The sequence below is a fragment of the Paenibacillus sp. BIC5C1 genome (assembly GCF_032399705.1).
GTDB classification, from domain to species: Bacteria; Bacillota; Bacilli; order Paenibacillales; family Paenibacillaceae; genus Paenibacillus; species Paenibacillus taichungensis_A.
In genome coordinates, this window is sequence record NZ_CP135922.1 from 819,847 (window position 1) to 838,447 (window position 18,601).

15 protein-coding genes are annotated in these 18,601 nt (G+C 45.6%); 12 read left to right on the forward strand and 3 right to left on the reverse strand.

What is annotated here, in order from left to right; translation table 11 throughout:
• The first annotated feature begins 217 nt into the window (after positions 1-217).
• The 4 genes from RS891_RS03870 to RS891_RS03885 all read left to right on the forward strand — a co-directional run bounded on the left by RS891_RS03870 (position 218) and on the right by RS891_RS03885 (position 4,793).
• The gene (locus RS891_RS03870; RefSeq protein ID WP_315794476.1) at positions 218-1,555 is read left to right on the forward strand and encodes a hemolysin family protein; all 1,338 of its coding nucleotides are present in this window, start codon (positions 218-220) and stop codon (positions 1,553-1,555) included.
• 279 nt (positions 1,556-1,834) lie between these two features.
• On the forward strand, positions 1,835-2,917 hold the full coding sequence (locus RS891_RS03875; RefSeq protein ID WP_315794477.1) for a hemolysin family protein: 1,083 nt from the start codon (positions 1,835-1,837) through the stop codon (positions 2,915-2,917).
• 296 nt (positions 2,918-3,213) lie between these two features.
• Positions 3,214-4,164, forward strand: coding sequence for a ring-cleaving dioxygenase (locus RS891_RS03880; RefSeq protein ID WP_397386889.1), 951 nt, complete (start codon positions 3,214-3,216; stop codon positions 4,162-4,164).
• Between the two features lie 14 nt (positions 4,165-4,178).
• Positions 4,179-4,793 (forward strand): alpha/beta hydrolase, encoded by a 615-nt coding sequence (locus RS891_RS03885; protein WP_315796161.1) that lies wholly within the window; start codon positions 4,179-4,181, stop codon positions 4,791-4,793.
• Between the two features lie 118 nt (positions 4,794-4,911).
• Here the strand turns inward: RS891_RS03885 and RS891_RS03890 are convergent, their stop codons facing one another.
• Positions 4,912-5,592 carry a stalk domain-containing protein gene (locus tag RS891_RS03890; RefSeq protein ID WP_315794478.1) on the reverse strand — a complete coding sequence of 227 codons (681 nt, stop codon included), beginning with the start codon at positions 5,590-5,592 and terminating at the stop codon, positions 4,912-4,914.
• Between the two features lie 518 nt (positions 5,593-6,110).
• Here RS891_RS03890 and RS891_RS03895 point away from each other — a divergent pair.
• The 3 genes from RS891_RS03895 to RS891_RS03905 all read left to right on the forward strand — a co-directional run bounded on the left by RS891_RS03895 (position 6,111) and on the right by RS891_RS03905 (position 8,962).
• Entirely contained in the window at positions 6,111-6,995 is an 885-nt protein-coding gene (locus tag RS891_RS03895; protein ID WP_315794479.1) for an alpha/beta fold hydrolase, read from the forward strand.
• Positions 6,996-7,064: 69 nt separating this feature from the next.
• The gene (gene ilvA, locus RS891_RS03900) at positions 7,065-8,357 is read left to right on the forward strand and encodes a threonine ammonia-lyase IlvA (RefSeq protein WP_315794480.1); all 1,293 of its coding nucleotides are present in this window, start codon (positions 7,065-7,067) and stop codon (positions 8,355-8,357) included.
• A complete protein-coding gene (locus tag RS891_RS03905; protein WP_113055587.1) occupies positions 8,357-8,962 on the forward strand; it encodes a GNAT family N-acetyltransferase in 606 nt (201 codons plus the stop codon). Before ilvA ends, RS891_RS03905 begins: the two co-directional genes overlap by 1 nt.
• Positions 8,963-9,052: 90 nt before the next feature.
• On the opposite strand, the gene RS891_RS03910 is transcribed toward RS891_RS03905, so the two are convergent.
• The gene (locus RS891_RS03910) at positions 9,053-10,018 is read right to left on the reverse strand and encodes a hypothetical protein (RefSeq protein ID WP_315794481.1); all 966 of its coding nucleotides are present in this window, start codon (positions 10,016-10,018) and stop codon (positions 9,053-9,055) included.
• A gap of 287 nt (positions 10,019-10,305) precedes the next feature.
• Here RS891_RS03910 and RS891_RS03915 point away from each other — a divergent pair, with 287 nt between their 5' ends.
• Positions 10,306-13,494 carry a copper amine oxidase N-terminal domain-containing protein gene (locus RS891_RS03915; RefSeq protein ID WP_315794482.1) on the forward strand — a complete coding sequence of 1,063 codons (3,189 nt, stop codon included), beginning with the start codon at positions 10,306-10,308 and terminating at the stop codon, positions 13,492-13,494.
• A gap of 218 nt (positions 13,495-13,712) precedes the next feature.
• The gene (locus RS891_RS03920) at positions 13,713-14,630 is read left to right on the forward strand and encodes an AraC family transcriptional regulator (protein WP_315794483.1); all 918 of its coding nucleotides are present in this window, start codon (positions 13,713-13,715) and stop codon (positions 14,628-14,630) included.
• Between the two features lie 321 nt (positions 14,631-14,951).
• On the opposite strand, the gene RS891_RS03925 is transcribed toward RS891_RS03920, so the two are convergent.
• Positions 14,952-15,788, reverse strand: coding sequence for a hypothetical protein (locus RS891_RS03925; protein ID WP_315794484.1), 837 nt, complete (start codon positions 15,786-15,788; stop codon positions 14,952-14,954).
• Positions 15,789-16,202: 414 nt separating this feature from the next.
• On the opposite strand from RS891_RS03925, the gene RS891_RS03930 reads away from it, so the two are divergent.
• The 3 genes from RS891_RS03930 to RS891_RS03940 all read left to right on the forward strand — a co-directional run bounded on the left by RS891_RS03930 (position 16,203) and on the right by RS891_RS03940 (position 18,476).
• Entirely contained in the window at positions 16,203-16,439 is a 237-nt protein-coding gene (locus RS891_RS03930; protein ID WP_315794485.1) for a hypothetical protein, read from the forward strand.
• Positions 16,440-16,679: 240 nt separating this feature from the next.
• Positions 16,680-17,510, forward strand: a complete 831-nt coding sequence (locus RS891_RS03935; RefSeq protein ID WP_315794486.1) for an alpha/beta hydrolase — start codon at positions 16,680-16,682, stop codon at positions 17,508-17,510.
• Between the two features lie 180 nt (positions 17,511-17,690).
• Positions 17,691-18,476: a DODA-type extradiol aromatic ring-opening family dioxygenase gene (locus tag RS891_RS03940; protein ID WP_315794487.1), complete on the forward strand. Its 786-nt coding sequence runs from the start codon at positions 17,691-17,693 to the stop codon at positions 18,474-18,476.
• The last annotated feature ends 125 nt before the right edge of the window (positions 18,477-18,601 follow it).

The following is an 18,601-nucleotide window of genomic DNA, read 5'->3' on the forward strand; positions in this document are numbered from 1 at the left end:
TAGTGAAGTAGTTTCTATAAGTGATGGACTTCATCCTGAATTCCTGTTTTGCAATTTTACAAGGTCAAAGTACAACCTATACACACTTTATCATTTAACGATTTCATATAAGGCATAGGCCATATTGAACGTCAATCAGCTGTTGAATGGTTAACCAAGTTAACCGATGACGCTGTAACTATCTCTGGAGGTGAATCCCTGAGAAGCGGGGAAATCATTGGACATAATCACCATATTAAATATTGTATTACTCATTATCTTGATTGCATTGACCGCATTTTTCGTTGCATCTGAGTTCGCTGTGGTTAAGATTCGTACATCAAGAGTGGATCAACTGGTTGCCGAGGGGAATAAAAAAGCCATATTGGCCAAGAAAGTAGTCTCGGACCTCGATTATTATCTGTCAGCCTGTCAGCTCGGTATTACCGTAACTGCCCTTGGATTGGGAGCACTCGGTAAGCCAACGGTTGAAAGGTTGTTATACCCGGTATTTAATTATCTGGACGTTTCAGCTTCCATATCGGCGGTTGCTTCCTATGCGATTGCCTTTATACTTGTCACGTTCCTGCACGTTGTGGTTGGGGAGATGGCACCCAAAACGATGGCAATTCAATTTTCGGAAAAATTGACGCTGTTGCTCTCACCACCGCTATACTGGTTCGGAAAAATTATGTATCCCTTCATTTGGGCGCTGAATGGTGCATCCCGGGTAATTCTGCGGGCATTTGGAGTGAAGCCTGCCGGACATGAACAGGCATACTCGGAGGATGAGATCAAAATCATCATGAACCAGAGCTATGAAGGAGACGAGAACAACAAGACCAAGCTTTCGTACCTGGAAAACGTATTCGTGTTCGATGAGCGTGATGCCAAAGACATCATGGTTCCGAGGACAGAGCTTGTGACATTGAATCAGAATATGACATACGACGATATCATTCCGATATTGGATGAGCATAATTATTCACGTTATCCCGTCATTGAGGATGGCGACAAGGACCGAATTGTCGGTGTAGTCAATGTGAAAAAGATTTTGCCTGACATGGTTGCCCTTAGGGAACACCAACTTATCGATTTTGTTCGGGAGATTCCTTTTGTTTCTGAAGTGACAAGTATCCAGGATGCCATGATCAAGATGCAGCAGGAACGCGTGCACATGGCTGTGGTAGTGGATGAATACGGAGGTACTTCGGGAATTATTACTATGGAGGATATTCTGGAGGAGCTTGTCGGCGAGATTCGGGATGAGTTCGACGCTGATGAAGTTGCTGACATTCAGGAAACTGGAGAGAACCAATATCTCATTAACGGCCGGGTGCTGCTGGATGAGTTGGAGCGACAGTTTGGGCTTGTCTTTGAAGGCAACGAGGAGATGGATACCGTGGCCGGATGGATTCAGTTCCAGAAGGGTGTGGGTGTGGAACAAGGCGATACGGTTGAACACGGTGATTACGTCTGGACCGTTGTGGACGCAGAAAATTTCCACATTAAGCAGGTTCTGCTTGAACGTGTAAATAGTGCTCAGGTGGATGAATCTGCTAGCGATCTGGCGTGATGTTGGTTCGATCATGACTGTAATCTAGGGTATGACTGCCATTTGGCTACTGCCCTCAGAATTTAAATGTTTTGGCAACGTAGCAGTGTAGGGGACGGAATCGATTCTGAAGAAGCGTAGCGTTCGCGTTTGCAAACCAATTTTAAACCTTTGAAAACAACAATCAGGGAAATTTGGAGGCAATGGCGATCGGAAGAACGAGCCGTCACCGGAACGTCACTTGTGCAACCTTAATATAAATTTTACTTGGAGGTGAATCCCTCATATTGAGGGAAATCATTGGACGGAATAATAGCCTTAAACTTATTTTTAGTAGCCGTATTTATCGGACTGACCGCCTTTTTCGTTGGAGCGGAATTTGCAATTCTGAAAGTACGGATGTCCCGAATAGATCAGTTGATCCTGGAAGGGAACAAAAAAGCGGTATTGGCCAAAAAAGTGGCTCACAATCTGGATTATTATCTATCTGCGTGTCAATTGGGTATCACGATCACGGCGCTGGTATTGGGTGCGTTGGGTGAACCCACTGTTGAGAAAATGCTGCATCCGCTGTTTGAGCGACTGGAAGTCACAGCGGCGTTGTCTACGGTACTTTCGTACGGGATTGCCCTGGCAATTATTACGTTCCTGCATGTCGTTATTGGTGAATTGGCACCGAAAACACTGGCGATCCAGTTTGCAGAGAAGATGACACTATTGCTTGCACCACCGCTGTACTGGTTTGGTAAGATCATGAATCCGTTTATCTACGCGCTGAATGGGGCTGCCCGTCTATTGCTTGGCATCTTTGGAATAAAACCTGCCGGTCACGATACAGTTCACTCCGAAGAGGAGCTGAAGCTGATTATGGCGCAAAGTTATGAGAGTGGAGAAATTAATCAGACAGAGCTGGACTACCTCAAAAACATATTTGCTTTTGATGAACGTCTGCTTCAGGAGATTATGATCCGCAAAGAAAAAATCGTTACGCTGGACAAAGAAATGCCGCTGGATCGTATGATCGAGGTTCTAAAGCAGCATGAATATACACGTTTCCCGGTGATTGAAAAAGGAAATCAGGATCACTTCGTTGGATTTATCCATACAAAGGAAATGCTCACGAGTGTTGCCGCAGGCCGGGATTTCAACATGGATACGTTTGTACACGACATGTTAAAATTTTCGGAGTTATCGCCGATTAAGGATGTCTTGGTCCAGATGCAGCAAAGTCGTTCCCATATCGCAACAGTGCATAATACAGAAGGGGAAACAGTTGGTCTGGTTACGATGGAGGATATTCTTGAAGAAATTGTTGGAGATATCAAGGACGAGTATGATGGCAAAGATCTGGTTCAACCGACTAAGCGATTAAAATTAACCTAAAAGTAATGCGAGATTATAAGGATCGATCTTGTGCGGCGGCAATTGAATAAGATTCAAGGAAGACAGGTTTCCGAGTGATCGGGGCCTGTTTTTTGCCCATCTCAGTATACTCAAGCGGCATTCAGCAGGTTAAAGCCTAGATATATCTTAACTTTAAAACAAAAGCTTGCTTATTTAGTCCCAATGGATTAATATAAATTTAAAGAATCTTGATTTAAAGATAAATAACAAAAAGCGAAGCATAACAAACTGCTAAATATAACAATGAACTAAATAAAACCAAGGGAGTGGAGATTATGTTCAGAACTTCAGGAATCCATCACGTTACGGCTTTTGTAGATGATGCACAGAAAAATGTTGATTTTTACGCAGGTGTATTGGCACTGAGACTGGTGAAAAAAACGATTAACTTTGATGCACCGGATGTGTACCATCTGTATTATGGCAATGAGGATGGCGCACCTGGCACCATCATCACCTTCTTCCCTCAGCAGAATGCCAGAAGAGGTGTCATCGGCGCAGGACAAACGGGGGTAACCGTATATGCGATTCCGGTGGGTAGTCTGCCATTCTGGAAAGAACGTCTGACATCCTTCGATATTCCATTTGAAAATAAAATAAGATTTGGCGAGCAGTACATTCGCTTCTTCGATAAAGGCGGTCTCTTGCTCGAATTGGTCGAGCGTGAAGGAGGTCAGCCAAGCCAGTGGTCATTCAACGGTGTACCGTCGGAACATGCCATTAAAGGTTTTGGTGGAGCTGTATTATTCAGCCATGTACCTGACAAAACAACGGATGTGCTGACAACGATGCTCGGTCTGGAGCAGGTAGGAGAAGAGGATGGGATCATTCGTCTGCAGGCGAGTGGTGATATCGGGCAACTGATCGACATTCAATCGACTGGAATCCAGCGAGGAATTGGCGGAGCAGGTACGGTTCACCATATCGCATGGCGTGCAAAAGATTATGTCGAGCACGAACAAATGCAGCAGGAGCTTCAAAATGCGGGATATCATCCAACGCCGGTCATTGACCGTCAGTACTTTAACGCTGTGTATTTCCGGGAACCGGGAGGTATACTGTTTGAATTGGCGACTGATCCTCCAGGTTTTGCACGGGATGAACCACAGGACAGCATGGGCCAAAAGCTGATGCTGCCTGAATGGTATGAACCACAACGTGAGCAGATTGAACAGTTGCTGCCACCTATTCAAGTACGTGAATGGAAAGGAGAGTCCAAATCATGAGTACTATCAATACAATGAAACATATTTATAAAGCAGGTTCTCAGCCAGATGCACCCACCTTTTTGTTGCTGCACGGGACAGGTGGAACGGAGAACGATCTGGTAGGTCTGGCCGAAATGATCGCCCCAGGAGCAGGTATTCTGGGTGTGCGTGGTAACGTATCCGAAAATGGAATGCTCCGTTTCTTCCGCCGTTTGGCGGAAGGGGTGTTTGACGAAGAGGATCTCATTGCACGGACAGCGGAATTGGGTTCTTTTGTGGATGCAGCTGCTGTTCAGTATGGCTTTGATCGTACCAATGTCTTCGCACTGGGCTACTCCAACGGAGCAAATATCGCAGCAAGTCTGATTTTCCATCAGCCTGACGTATTTAAAGGGGCGATTCTTCACCATCCGATGGTACCGCTCCGCGGTTTGGAACTGCCAGAACTGAAAGGGCTGCCTGTATTTATCGGAGCAGGAGAGAACGATCCAATTGTGCCGAAACGAGAAACGGATGAACTCGCTTCACTGCTTAGTGGAGCAGGCGCAGCCGTGCACATGCACTGGGAGCGTCAGGGGCATCAGTTGTCCCGTACCGAGGCGGAATCTGCTGCGGCGTGGTTTAAGACTCAGGCTAAGTCGAAGTGACTGGTTGGGCAGAGGTAATACTTAATCATAGCAAAAGAACACCGTTACCTTTACAGGTAATGGTGTTCTTTTTGTTTAATTGCTATAGTCAATACAAACTTAGATGTACATTGATGATTTATTTGTAGCTACCAGTTACAAAAACAGACTGTGAATCATAACCTATATTTGGTAAATCAGCTGTGAATTTAAGTTTTTTAACTCCTCCGATATCAAACGAAGCCGTTTGTTTTCCGCTAGAAGCATTTATTTCGAATTCTTTAAGAAGAGTATCTCCGCCGAATGCTTTTAGACTAACGGTATTATTCATTTTAACGGGAAATACAGAAAGTTCTATCGTTTGATATTTCCCTTCAGGGACTAAAGTGAATTCTTGACCTATAAAAATTTCTTTAATAACTACTCCTGACTCATAATCTTTTTCTTGTTGCACTGTAAATTGTTTATCTTTTGTTACATAGGAATCATGTCTCACTTCAATTTTCTCGGAAGTAATAGGTGTTGTATCTGATTTTTCACCAAGCGAAAGGGTTTGATTACTGTTGTTATAATCTACGGCTACCCCAAGTGCTTCCCCTACAGATCGAACTGGTAGATATGTCGTATTGTTATATGTAATTGCTGCTAGTTTCTTACCATTCTGATCTACTGGACTCCATGTTTTACCTGAAATGCTGTAGTTAATTCCCCAGTTAAGGTTGGCAGTAATTTTCTCCAAGATAGGCGCAGCCCCAGCCCCGATAGCCATACCTCCTAGAAGTGTAAAACTTGATAAAGCGATAATCAACTTTTTCTTCACAAATTCTTCCTCCTTAAGTAAATTTATGATTTCATTGTAATTATATTACTTTAGTCATGGTATGACAATGATTTTGTTGGTCTTAAAGACCTAGTAAAATGAATGATCATATGGTGGACTTAAAAGTCTGGCATGTGGATAGGGCAAGAATTTGATGTTCAGTTGAGCTGAACAAAGTTGTTGCAGCAACCGTTGTGGAATTTTAGAGGCTAAGAGAACGTGTAGAAAATGAGCTAAAGCATGAGTGGGCCGAATTATTAAATTTAATGTAATAACTGAACTGTTAGACAACTCTGTGGAGATAGTTTAACAGCTCGGTCCCTGAATCGATCGAGATTTTGGTGTTATTTCTTAAATTGAAGCTTTGATGTCAGCGAAGAAAAATGAAGGGCCAGTGTGCTTTGCTTATGTCAATATGCCTTGTCCTAAAGTATGGAATAATCTATAATCAAGTAATTGATAATCATTTTCAATTAGATTCGGTTTGTTATGACTATGCGTGTAATCAGGAGGGGAAGATGAAGCCTAACCATAGCTCACATTCTTTTGGTTCAAGTGCATTTATTCAGACTCGGGATGGTCGCAAACTACATTATATGTCCAGAGGAACAGGTGATCTGACCGTTGTATTTGAGTCCGGTATGGGCTTCTCACGATCGACTTGGGGGCTGGTAGCACCGGCTGTTGCTAAACATGCATGCGCCGTCGTGTACGACAGGTCGGGGACAGGACGAAGTGAAGTCGATTCGTCTGCGCGCAATCTCCGTAGAATAGCAGAAGACCTTGACGATCTGCTGACTGCATTGGGGCCTGGTCCGTTTATATTGGTAGGGCACAGCTGGGGAGGCCCCATTGTACGAGCAGCTGCGGCCTCGAACCTGTCACGATTAAGGGGAATCATCCTGGTTGATCCTTCAGACGAGCATTGCCAATTGTACTTTTCCAAAGCAGCCAAATTCAATTTTGCCTTGAATAGTCTCCTAATTCCACTCATGGCACGTACAGGATTGTACAGATTAGTTGGCAGCAGACCTGGAAGTGTACAGCCTGACGATGTTGTCAGCGATCACCGTGCAGAAGATTTCACTGTACAGGCGGCCAGGACAATGGTTGCGGAGTCGAAACCTTTTCTGACTGACTTGGCTTCCTTGCTGGTTACTCCTCTCGATCTTGGTGATTTAGAGGTCAGCATCATCTCAGGTACGAAAACAGGCATGGGAGAACGTAAAATAAGACCTGCTATTATCGAGGCACACCACCGGACTGTGAGTACTTTAACGAATGCAAAATGGATTGGAGCTGATCAATCCAGCCATATGGTCATGTTTACAGATCCACAGGTCATTGTTGATGAAATATTGCGAATGGTAAATGGTTCGAGCTCAGGCGCAAGAACTGAATAAAAGTGATACAATAAAAAGAAAAAGCAATGCTTGCATTGCCAACCAAGATAAGCGGAGTGTGGATAAGAGATGAAACCAGTGGAACAAGAACCAACGGGAACTGCCAATCCCGGCCGTACCGGTGTTGGCATGGAAGATATCGTGCGCGCACATCATGTGCTGCGTGAAGTCATTGTAAGAACGCCTTTGCAGCGGGATGCTGTATTGTCGGCCAAATATAACTGTAATGTGTATCTTAAACGGGAAGACCTGCAGGTAGTACGTTCGTTTAAAATTCGCGGAGCTTACAACATGATTCGTAGTCTGACTCCAGCTGAACTGGAGAAAGGCATTGTCTGTGCGAGCGCGGGCAACCATGCGCAGGGCGTTGCTTTTTCCTGTAACGCGCTTAGCATCCACGGTAAGATCTTCATGCCGAGCACAACTCCAAACCAGAAGGTGAAACAGGTACGTCGATTTGGTGGAGATAATGTTGAAGTTGTGCTGACAGGTGATACGTATGACGATGCTTATGAAGAAGCTATGCGTGCGTGTAATGAACAGGGCATGACGTTTATCCATCCGTTCGACCAGCCGAAGATCATTGCGGGTAATGGTACGGTAGCGATGGAGATTATGGAGAGTCTGGATGAAAAAGCGGATTATGTATTTGTCACAATCGGTGGTGGCGGTCTGGCTGCTGGCGTTGGAACCTATATGAAGACGGTTAGCCCGGAAACCCGCATTATTGGCGTAGAACCACTTGGTGCGGCTTCCATGAGTGAGGCCATGTTCCGCAAGCAGGTTGTCACGTTGGATAATATTGATAAATTCGTGGATGGTGCAGCGGTGAAACGTGTTGGTGACCTGACCTTCGACATCTGTAGTGGCACGTTGGATGACATTGTGAAGGTGCCTGAAGGCAAAGCCTGCACCACCATTTTGGAGCTCTATAATGAAAATGCGATTGTTGTGGAGCCTGCTGGTTCATTGGCGGTTGCTGCACTCGAGCAGTATCGCGAACAAATTGCGGGCAAGACGGTTGTCTGTGTAATCAGCGGCGGCAACAATGATATCGATCGGATGCAGGAAATCAAGGAACGTTCGCTGATTTATGAAGGTCTGAAATATTATTTCATGGTCAATTTCCCACAGCGTGCGGGAGCTTTGCGTGAATTCCTTGTGGAAGTACTGGGACCCAATGACGACATTGCCCGTTTTGAATATACGAAGAAGCATGATAAGGAAAATGGACCTGCCTTGGTGGGCATCGAGTTGATGTACAAGGAAGATTACCAGCCGCTGATTGAACGTATGAATCGTAAAGGTCTCGCGTATACCGAGCTGAACAAAAATCTCAATCTGTTCAACATGTTAATCTGATGAATTATTCCAATGTGAAGTCGGACCGTAGTGAGGCGCAGCCTCTGTTGAGACCTGCTCGCATAGAAGATGCGGCACAAGTCATCCCTCTGCTTTATCAGGCGATTGGTGATATTGCTTATTCTCTGGCGGGTGAAGGGGTGCATGAGAAAGCGATGCAGATACTGCAGCAATTTTACGTGCAGGAAGACAATCGGATCAGTTATCGCAATATAACGGTAATGGAGCAGAACGAACAGGTCGCTGGAATACTGGTGGCATATGATGGCGGTGAAGCAGATCGTTTGGATCAGCCAATTCTGGATCGGCCTGGTCGGAGTACAGATGAGAAATATACGTTGGTCAAAGAAACCCGTCCCGGGGAGTATTATCTGGATACTCTCTCCGTAAGCGAAGCGTATCAGGGGCAGGGGATCGGCAAGGCATTGATGGCTGCTTTTGAGCAGCAGGGCAGGGAACTGGGACACTCACAGGTGTCCCTCATTGTTGAACGTGACAATGGCCGGGCCTTGATGCTGTACGAACGGCAGGGCTATATCAAGGATGAAGTGATTGTCATTGCTGGACATGAGTATAACCATATGGTCAAGCCAATTCAACGATAGAATCAAAAAGAAGACCGACATGGGAGCGATCCTGTGTCGGTCTTCTTTTGCGTTCTTTATGTGCATTAGGTGATTAATATCATGAATTATTTAATAGCCGGTATCAGCCTTGGTCGGAACATTCTGTTCCAGCCATTTCTCCACAGCAGCTGTTTTCTCATATTTCGCTTCCTTAACCACATCCATAAAGGCATCCAGCTTGGTGAGGAATTCACTATCGACGGATGCAAGACGCTGCAAGACGCCGTTGTAGCCTCTTTGGGCGTTCGCAACCATTTTGTTCGTATCATAATCAAACAGCGGTGTGTTGTTCAGCCCATAAAAGGTATACAGGGTATAACTGTTCAACAAATCCTGCACCTGCTTGGCCCGATTCGATTTCGGATAAAGCTCCAGGAATCTTTCCTGGCTGAGTGCTCGAAGGAGAATTTCCTGGTAACCAATGACCAGAGCTCCGTCATCCGCAGGCAAGTTTTTCGTTTCCTTTGTCATGATACTGATGTAGCTTGAGATATCCTCTGTAATCTCAGAGGTATATTTCACGAGTGCCGCATAATTCATAATGGGATAGAGGGAGCCTTCGAGCATGACGAGGCGATAGCCGCTGTCACGGGCTTCTTTTAACAGTGCACGCACATTAGAGTCCTTAGTACGCTCCATGAGTTTGGTGAAGCTGTCATTCATTTGGTATACCTTGAGCATCTTGGCCTGAACGTTAGGAACGAGCAGACGGTCCGTCATGGCGGTTAGAGCCTTCAGACGTGCATTCTCCAATTGAAGCACCATCAGGGTAGCATGATGCGTTGTTACTTTTTTGATATTGGACTCCAGATAGGTGTCAGCGGCGGGCAAGCCGTTCTTTTTTTTGAGCATGGACTGAAATGTTTTATATATGGCGGTTGAACTGCTGGTGGTTACTTTGGTATCGGGGCTTGAAGGAGCGGCAGCAGCGAGTCCAGGTGTAACTGCAGTTCCTGTAAAGATTGCAGCTATGGTAAGGACTGTGATGAAGAGTCGAGCCCCTTTGCGTTGGCCAGATAAATACGATGATGTCATCTGTGTGAACCTCCCGTAGTTTTAAAGATAGTAGGTTGTTATTCACTATACATTAAACGAAATTGGAAAGGATGTTGTTGCGGAATAATGACAAATTCTTCTGTTATTTTTAACCTTTGGAGGGTAGATCGTATAAGGACATTTCTGCGAAAATATTTTTTGTGGGATTGGAAACTTTTACTGATGATCATACGTCTTAGATGTGCACAGGAAATTACAGGAATAAATTGAAATTCAAAAAAGATCACATTTTAACTTAAATAATGAAGAGAATGGGGATATTGGATATGAAGAAAGCGGGAGGACGTCAAGTGAAAAAGGTGATGTCAGCACTGGCCGTATCGGCTATGTTGATGTCTGCACTACCAACGTCGGTTATGGATGCAGCTGCGAGAATTAGTATATATATCAATGATGCGGAGCTCTCGTCCGCACAGGCACCTGTCATGAAAGGTGGACGTGTACTGGTTCCTTTGCGCTCCATCTTTGAAGGATTGGATGCCACTGTAGAGTACACCAACAGAACCAAAACCATTAAGGCTAGCCGGGGTGACCAAGAAGTCTCGCTGACCCTGGGTTCCAAAACGGCTTACATCAACGGCGAAGCGGTAGCGCTAGATGTACCTGCAAATACCATCAAGGGAAACACAATGGTTCCAATTCGTTTTGTCAGTGAAGCTTTTGGGGAGAAAGTATTCTGGAATTCCCGCAATCAGCGGGTAGATATCAAAACAACGTCCACACCTCCTGTAGATGAGACGAAATATGCAGCATGGAACATTTACGGTTCAGTATCCGGAAGTAATGGGGATGGTCGTGATCTGACTGTAAGCTTCACACGCCCGACGTCCGAAAAAGCTGTATCCCAGTATCGTGTGATGCTGGTGAAAACCCGTGATGTAAACAGCTTTAATGAGTCTTCGGCATCAGTCGTGCCATCCGGTAATTACACAGCCATTTCTCCAAATGGCACTGATCCAAGATTGACGCTGAATTCTCAGACACGCGACGTGAACGGGGATTTGTTAAACACAAGTGAAACCTATCGTCTGTACGTACTTACAATGGGGAACAGCAACAACAGCTACAAAAATCTGCTGGCGTGGTCTTCCCAGTCCTTGAAATTAAACAATGTGAAAACAACGGTGCAGCCTGTCACAGGTCTGAAGATCGCAGATATCAGTGACTATGGCGATGGACGTGACATGGAAATTAACTTCACACAGCCTAGTACAACATCAAATATTACGTATTACCGTGCTTTTGTAGTTAAGGCGAAAGACGCTTCTTCATTCAATCTGACTACGGCAAATAATGTGTCCAGTTCTAATTCAACCATTATTTATAAAGGCAACAGCACAGCGGTCAAAACCCAGTTAAGTTCCTCGACACGTGATACATCCGGGGAATTGATCAAAAACGGCACATCCTATGTCGTGTATATTGTATCTGTGAGCTCCAATGCGGCAACAGCAGACAATAAACTGTCCACAGTATCATCTTCACTTACGCTGGGCGTAAACACAGCAACAGCGCCAGTCATCACGCAAGTGAAAGACAATTCGGATTATGGAGACGGTCGTGACATTCAGGTGAGCTTCAACCGTTCATCCGATGAATCCAAAGTTGCTAATTATCGAATTTTCGTAGTGCGGAACTCGGTATCCAGCAGCTTTAATCTGACTACGGCAAGCAATCTGTCTTCCAGCTTGTACTATAACGTGAACAAAACAGGCAACAATATTACAACAACACTGCCATCCTCCATGAAGGACACAAGTGGTTATAACGTAACGAATTTACAGGATTATCGGATCTACGTTATGGCTGTAGGCAACCAGCAGAATGGATATACCAATGCGCTGTCTTCCTCGTCAACGCTGCTGAGACTGGCAACGAATAGTAATGCTGGAGTTGCAAGCAACATCGGTGTGGCTGATGTGAGTGACAATGGCGACGGCCGCGATCTTCGGGTTTCGTTTACCAGAGCTTCGGATGAATCCAACGTTTCTGCCTATCGGGTATATGTGGTTCGTTCCGCCTATGCAGGCAGCTTTACACTGAGCGCGGCTAACGCATCGAACAATTATTATCAGGTGAACAAGACGGGTGGAAATCAGTCCTTTACTCTTCCTAGCAATATGGTGGATACTAACGGTTACACAGTTTCCAATAACAATAACTATCGCGTGTTTGTCCTGTCGGTAAGCACAAGCGGGAACTCCAGCCAGAATGCTCTATCATCTTATTCTTCACAGATTACGCTGACTGCCAATGCAGCTGTGACTGCACCGAGCAATGTGGTGGCAACGGATATTGGGGATAACGGCAATGGTAGTGATCTGCGTGTGACATTCAATCGTTCGACAGATGAGACGAATGTGAGTCACTATCGGGTGTTTGTGGTGAAATCGACAAATACGAGCTTTAATCTGACATCTGCGAACTCAGTTAGCAGTGCGAATTATAAGTATGTAAGCAAAAATGGAAACAACCAGACTGTTAATTTTACAAATGAGAAAACCGTGGATGGCAGTGCGATCGTGAATGGTGTGGGCTATCGTGTGTATGTCATGGCGGTGAATAACAATGGCTCTCTTGCCAATGCATTGTCTTCAGGCTCGGGAGTAATTACATTAGCCTCCAATACGGCTGTAGCCGCAGTGAGCAATGTAAATGTAACTGTGAAAAAACAAGGGCAAGCGGGAGATGCTTCGGATGTATCTATAAGCTTCAACAAGGCATCTAGCGAAAATGGGATTTCGGGTTACAAAGCTTTTATAGTACCAGCTAATCAAGTGAGTGGTTTTAGTGTTTCTTCTGCACTTGGAATTTCTTATAATGTTGATATCAACAAAAATGATGCTTCAAATCCTGTCGTTTTGAATAATGGTCACCGGGATATTAATAATAAGTCACTTGTTATAGGGCAGAAATATCGGGTCTTTGTGTTATCCGTATCGGACAGCAGTTCACGTGCTTCCAATCTGTCCGCAGCTTCCGATGAATTTAATATTATTGCACAAGCCGTACCTGTCCAAACCGCGACCATTACTAAAATTGAGAATGCTAGCACGACAACGGATGCGGGATTCAAGGTAACTATCAATAAAGCGACAGACGAAAGAGGAATATCTCAATATCGCCTTTTCGTAGTTAGAGCCCAAGATGGCTTCGATGTGGCTCAGGCAACCCAGAATAATAGTTTTAAACAAGTGTCAGCAGGAGAAATGAACTTGAACAAAGATACGGTGGATTCTAACGGGAAGGCAATTGAAATTGGAGCAGAATATAAATTATATATCCTGTCAGTATCTAGTGATAATTCCTTGTATACAAGTTCGCTTTATGGCCCTTCGGCTACAGTTAAGTTGGATGCGCCTGTATCTTCAGCTCCAGATTCATCTCCAACGACAGACACAAATACTGGATCTTCCAATTCGAATCAATCTGGTACTGCATCTCCACAGACCTAAAATCAAAATTAAATAATAAATTGAATTGAAAAGGCTCCCTTTCCGAATGAGAAAGGGAGTTTTTCTTTTGCATATTTTGATAAAAGGCATTTCGTTTGAATCAAATATACTGCACTATAAAATCCTGTCACCAAAAAGGTTCCTTTGGCCATTGCTGCAAGTGGGTAAACCGATGGATAATAGGAGAAAGAAGAGCATGATCCGAAAGGACTGATGGGATGCTTGCATTTCGCTTAACCGGCCTGCCGGATTCCCGGTTGCCTCTGTATCTGTATTGTGTGGGGACACAAGAAGAGAAAGTTCAGTTCAGACCGGATGGATTTCCGGTGTATCAGCTTTTTTTGTTACGCAGCGGCAAGGGAGAATTTAAGGTTCCAGGTGAAGGAGCATGGACAGTATCGGCAGGTGAACTGTTCGTGATCCAACCGGGGGTGGCCCATGAGTATATTCCGCATTCTAAAACACACGGGGAGCTTGGATATATTGGCATTGGTGGAGAGGCGGCGGGGGTGGTGCTTCGGTCGGCGGGACTGCTGCCAATGGGGCCACGGCGTTTGTCTGAATTTGAACAGTTCTGGTCACGAGTGACGGACATCTGGCACTCGCTGGACGATGGGATGAGTGAAATGTGGAACAATTCAACAATCATCTATCAGCTTATTCTGGATATTTCACAGTGCATATTCCCGCTTCATGATGAGACTGAAGAGCGAGAAGCAAGGAGTAGGTCGTTAACACGTTCTGAGCGCGAGTCGGAATCGGCAAATGAAGCATTCACTCGAGCAGTGTCGCTGATGCATACACACTACCAGGATGATCTGCTGTTGAAGCATGTCGCTGAAGCCGTTGGTTATTCGGTGCAGCACCTGAACCGATTATTTCACCAGAGGCATGGGATAACGGGGCATCAGTACATGCAGCGATTGCGTTTGCAGAAGGCGTCCGAATGGTTGGACAAACACCCACGCGCAAGTGTAAGAGAGGCTGCGGAGACGGTTGGTATGGAAGCGAACTACTTTATCCGCATATATAAGCGAGAATTCGGAGAGACCCCGGGCAAGGAGATCAAGCATCGCATTCAGATCAAAATGGAGAGAGACTCTACGGGGCCTGTGGATCGTCTGTATGAAGTATGATAAGTCCATTCCGTTCGCAAGATGGGATCAGTTTTAAACGAGCTACTGGCCGTAATATAAGGTTACTTATAAGGTGTGGTAAGTGATCGCCTTTACCTCTGATAGATAAAAAGCATTATGAAATTTTACCTGAACGGTCTGAAAATAAAAATAGCTGTCGAGAATTTCTCAACAGCTGGTTGGGGGCCATTAGGGCCCCTTTTTTGACACTCGATATTCTATTTCATCACCGAATTGTCGTACTTCACTCGTACTTCATCTTCACACACCACATAACGGGGATATACCCAATGCTGCTGCCCACAAAGGGCACCAACATTGTTATGCTTTCTTTTGTCCGAATAGTGGTCTCAACGTAGCCAATCCCACAATCCCGATTACGAGACTTATCCACGGAGCCAGCGTAAATACGGGAAGGCTGTCGCGCAGCGGATATCCTACGAATAAAACAAGCACAACGATAACGATATAGATGACGATTCCCCGAAGATTGACCTGTGGCCTGGCAGTCTTGTCTGCTCCCTGATCATCTGGACGCTCAGCAAGGCGGCGAAGCATTTCAACCAGTGCAATACCCCCAACCGCTGCAACGATCAGGGAGAACAGACTGATATGGCTAAATGGTTCCGTATCTCCATCCGTCCAGCCAATAAATAGCCCAACCGCACCTTGAATCAGCATGACAAAAGACAAAGCTGCCCAGGAGATCATGAAGTACCATTTGGGTGTCCGTTTAACTTGACCCTTAGTCTCCGCAGGTTCGGCTTCAACTGCTGCTGTATTCTTGGCTGACGTGCTGCGTTCATTGGATTTGCTTCCGGAGCCCCGTACGGCCGTACTTGAAGCTCTGGATGAGTCCATATTTGATTCACCAGCAGTTGCAGCCGGATTATTGCCTGCTACTCCTAGTTGTGAATAGATATGTTGTTCCAGATCAGTTCCATATAACTCACGAGCAGGCTTGCCGTCACGCTGAGCTTGTACGATGGCTCTCCCAGCCGAGAGAATCCATTCTTCCTGTGTTCTCTCATCTGCAGGTGATTGACGCGCAATGGTGCTGATCTGGTCAAACAGTTTTACATGTTCCGGTGTCATTTTACTCATTTCGGTCATTTGCCGATTCTGTATTTCTTTCAACTTCTTATAGGAAATCCCCAATGATTGCTCCCCCTGTCTACACACGTTCTGATCCCCGGTGAATCTGGAGACCCTGACGGTATTTTAGTATACGGGAAGGGCTCTCGTTTCGCAAAGTCATTCCTTATAAAACAACTGTTTACGATTCGACCACAGCTCTGCGCAGGCCAGAATGATACATGTGCATAGCAGCACCAGTTTTCCGTGACTACGAATCCATTCCAAGATGTGTTCCATGAATTCAACCCTTTCGCCAGAAGGAATCGGAGGCAAATGTTGGCTATGATATATGGCTTAGTTTCTCCGTGGTTCGACGTTAATATGCGTAAGTGCTCATCCAGTTCTAACGATTGTGTGAAGAATGAATAAAGTACAGCCGATTCCACCACAATAGTAGCATTTCCAACAGAAACCAGGGATTGGAGTGTGGCAGGGATGGATCAACAAACAGAACAATTAACAAGGAAGCTGCTGCTAAACAGCAACTCCCGTGGAGTAACGGATGAGGTTGTGCCAATGGAGGAGACGTTGGAGGATGCGGAGTATGCAGAAGAGTATTCAGAAGGAACCTTTCAATCAGGGAGCTTCTGGGGGAGCTCGAATCCGTTTCATGAACATGAATGGCAGGGTCGAGTGGAGACCCATGAGATGTTCCGTCGCAGTTATGAGTAGTGGCTTCAAGTAATAGGAATGACTCGAGTCAGCTGTTGTCAGCGTGGCTCATTTTTTTTGCGAAATTGTCGATAAAATGTAGACAAGGTACGTCTGGAAATGGACATTTCCTCACGTTGACTTGAGGTTCACAGGATGATAATATACTAATATCATCCTTAATACACATTAAACTTATCGGATTTATATATAATTAACAAAATGAACATGAGCAGGGAAGAATGGAAAGGGGAAATGGGCATGGAGCGTCAGATCAGTATTCGTCATGGGCAGGAAGAATTAACAGCCACGATTCATTATCCGGTCGTCAAAGACATCAAGGAGGGAAATCACCAACAGCGTGTACCTCTTGCTGTCATCTGCCATGGATTCGTAGGAAGTCGGATCGGTGTAGATCGTTTGTTTGTGAAGACCGCCCGTGAGCTGGCCGAAGATGGGTATTTGGTGCTGCGCTTCGATTACATTGGCTGCGGGGAGAGCAGCGGTGAGTACGGAGCTGAAGGACTTGAATCCATGATTATTCAAACACGTTCTGTGCTGGACTATGCGGTAAACTGCAGTGATGTAGATCCAACCCGTGTAACGCTGATCGGTCATAGTCTGGGTGGAGCTGTTGCTCTGCTGACTGCTGTTCGGGACAAACGGGTCAAGAATCTCGTTATGTGGTCATCTGTTGGATACCCGTTCAATGATATTGTGAAAATTACGGGACGTGATGTGTACGATGAAGGGGTGAAACTGGGGTCGGCTGATTATCTCGGCTACAAGTTTACACCAGCATTTTTTGAATCACTGGCTGAACATCAGCCGTTCCAGGAAGCCGTTAAATTTAATGGGGATGTTCTGGTGGTGCACGGCACGTCGGATGAGATCATTCCTGTCGATTACGCATTCCTGTATCAAAAGGTATTCTGGATGCGCCAGGAAGGCCGCTGCGACAAGGAGATTATTTTCCAGGGCGATCATACCTTCTCTTCCGGCAAAGAGCGTGAACAGCTGATTACGCGTACGAGAGAATGGCTGGGAGAACGTCAGAAGATCGAACAGGATTGGCAGCACTGGATGATCTAAGAGGGGTTAAATATCAACCTTTATCGTTGGGATGGAACATTCTATATCCAACATGGATTAGTCCATAAGGCAACATGCGCGTCCAGATTGCATCTGATTGGGATGTTAGCTTGGAAAAGCGCCTTCTTCGGGGTAAAATAGAAGGGTAAGCATCCTATCCGTGTCTGGAGGTTGGCAGCAATGACATTACCCGCACTATTCATTGCGCATGGTTCTCCCGCTCTGGCGGTGGAGAGCAATGACTACACTCACTTTTTGAACCAGCTTGGAGACAGGCTGCCGGCTCCGAAAGCCATTGTTGTATTTACGGCGCATTGGGATCGTCCCGAACCGTCCGTGACAATGGATGATACACATCAGACCTTGCATGATTTTTACGGATTTCCCTCTAATATGTATACAATGAATTACCCTGCGCCTGGTCAGCCAGACCTTGCGAATGAGATCTGCGCGCTGTTCACCCGTAGTAATCTTCCGCATCAACCGGTTCGAGGCCGGGGATTGGATCACGGGGTATGGGTACCGCTGTTACACATGTATCGAGAAGCCAATATTCCTGTTATTGCGGTATCTGTCGATTCGCTGCGTTCCCCGCAGGAACAGTATGATATTGGACGGATGCTGGAGCAGCTGCGTCATGATAATGTGCTGATCATTGGCAGCGGCGGAACGGTTCATAACTTGCGCATGCTTGGCAGCAATGACGAACCCCAAGACTGGGCAGTGGAATTCGATAACTGGATTGGCGAGCGGCTTGAACAGTGGAATACGAGAGAGCTGTTTCAATATGACAAAAAAGCGCCCCATGCCCGCACGGCGGTTCCATCTTATGGGACGGAGCACATTGCGCCTTTGTTCTATGCCATGGGTACGGCTGATATGTCACGATCTGCAAAACGTCTATTCCAGTCGTATCCTTACGGTACGCTCAGTTTAAACTGCTGGCAGTTTGGTGACGGCGTATAACTTGGAACAGACAAGAGGATGTGAACAAGTCTTTGAGTTTTATTTTGTAAATACACCTAGTTCATCGACCAGCCAGACTTAGGTTATGAATGAGCTGAACCAAAAAAGGTTTCTGCGGCCAGCGT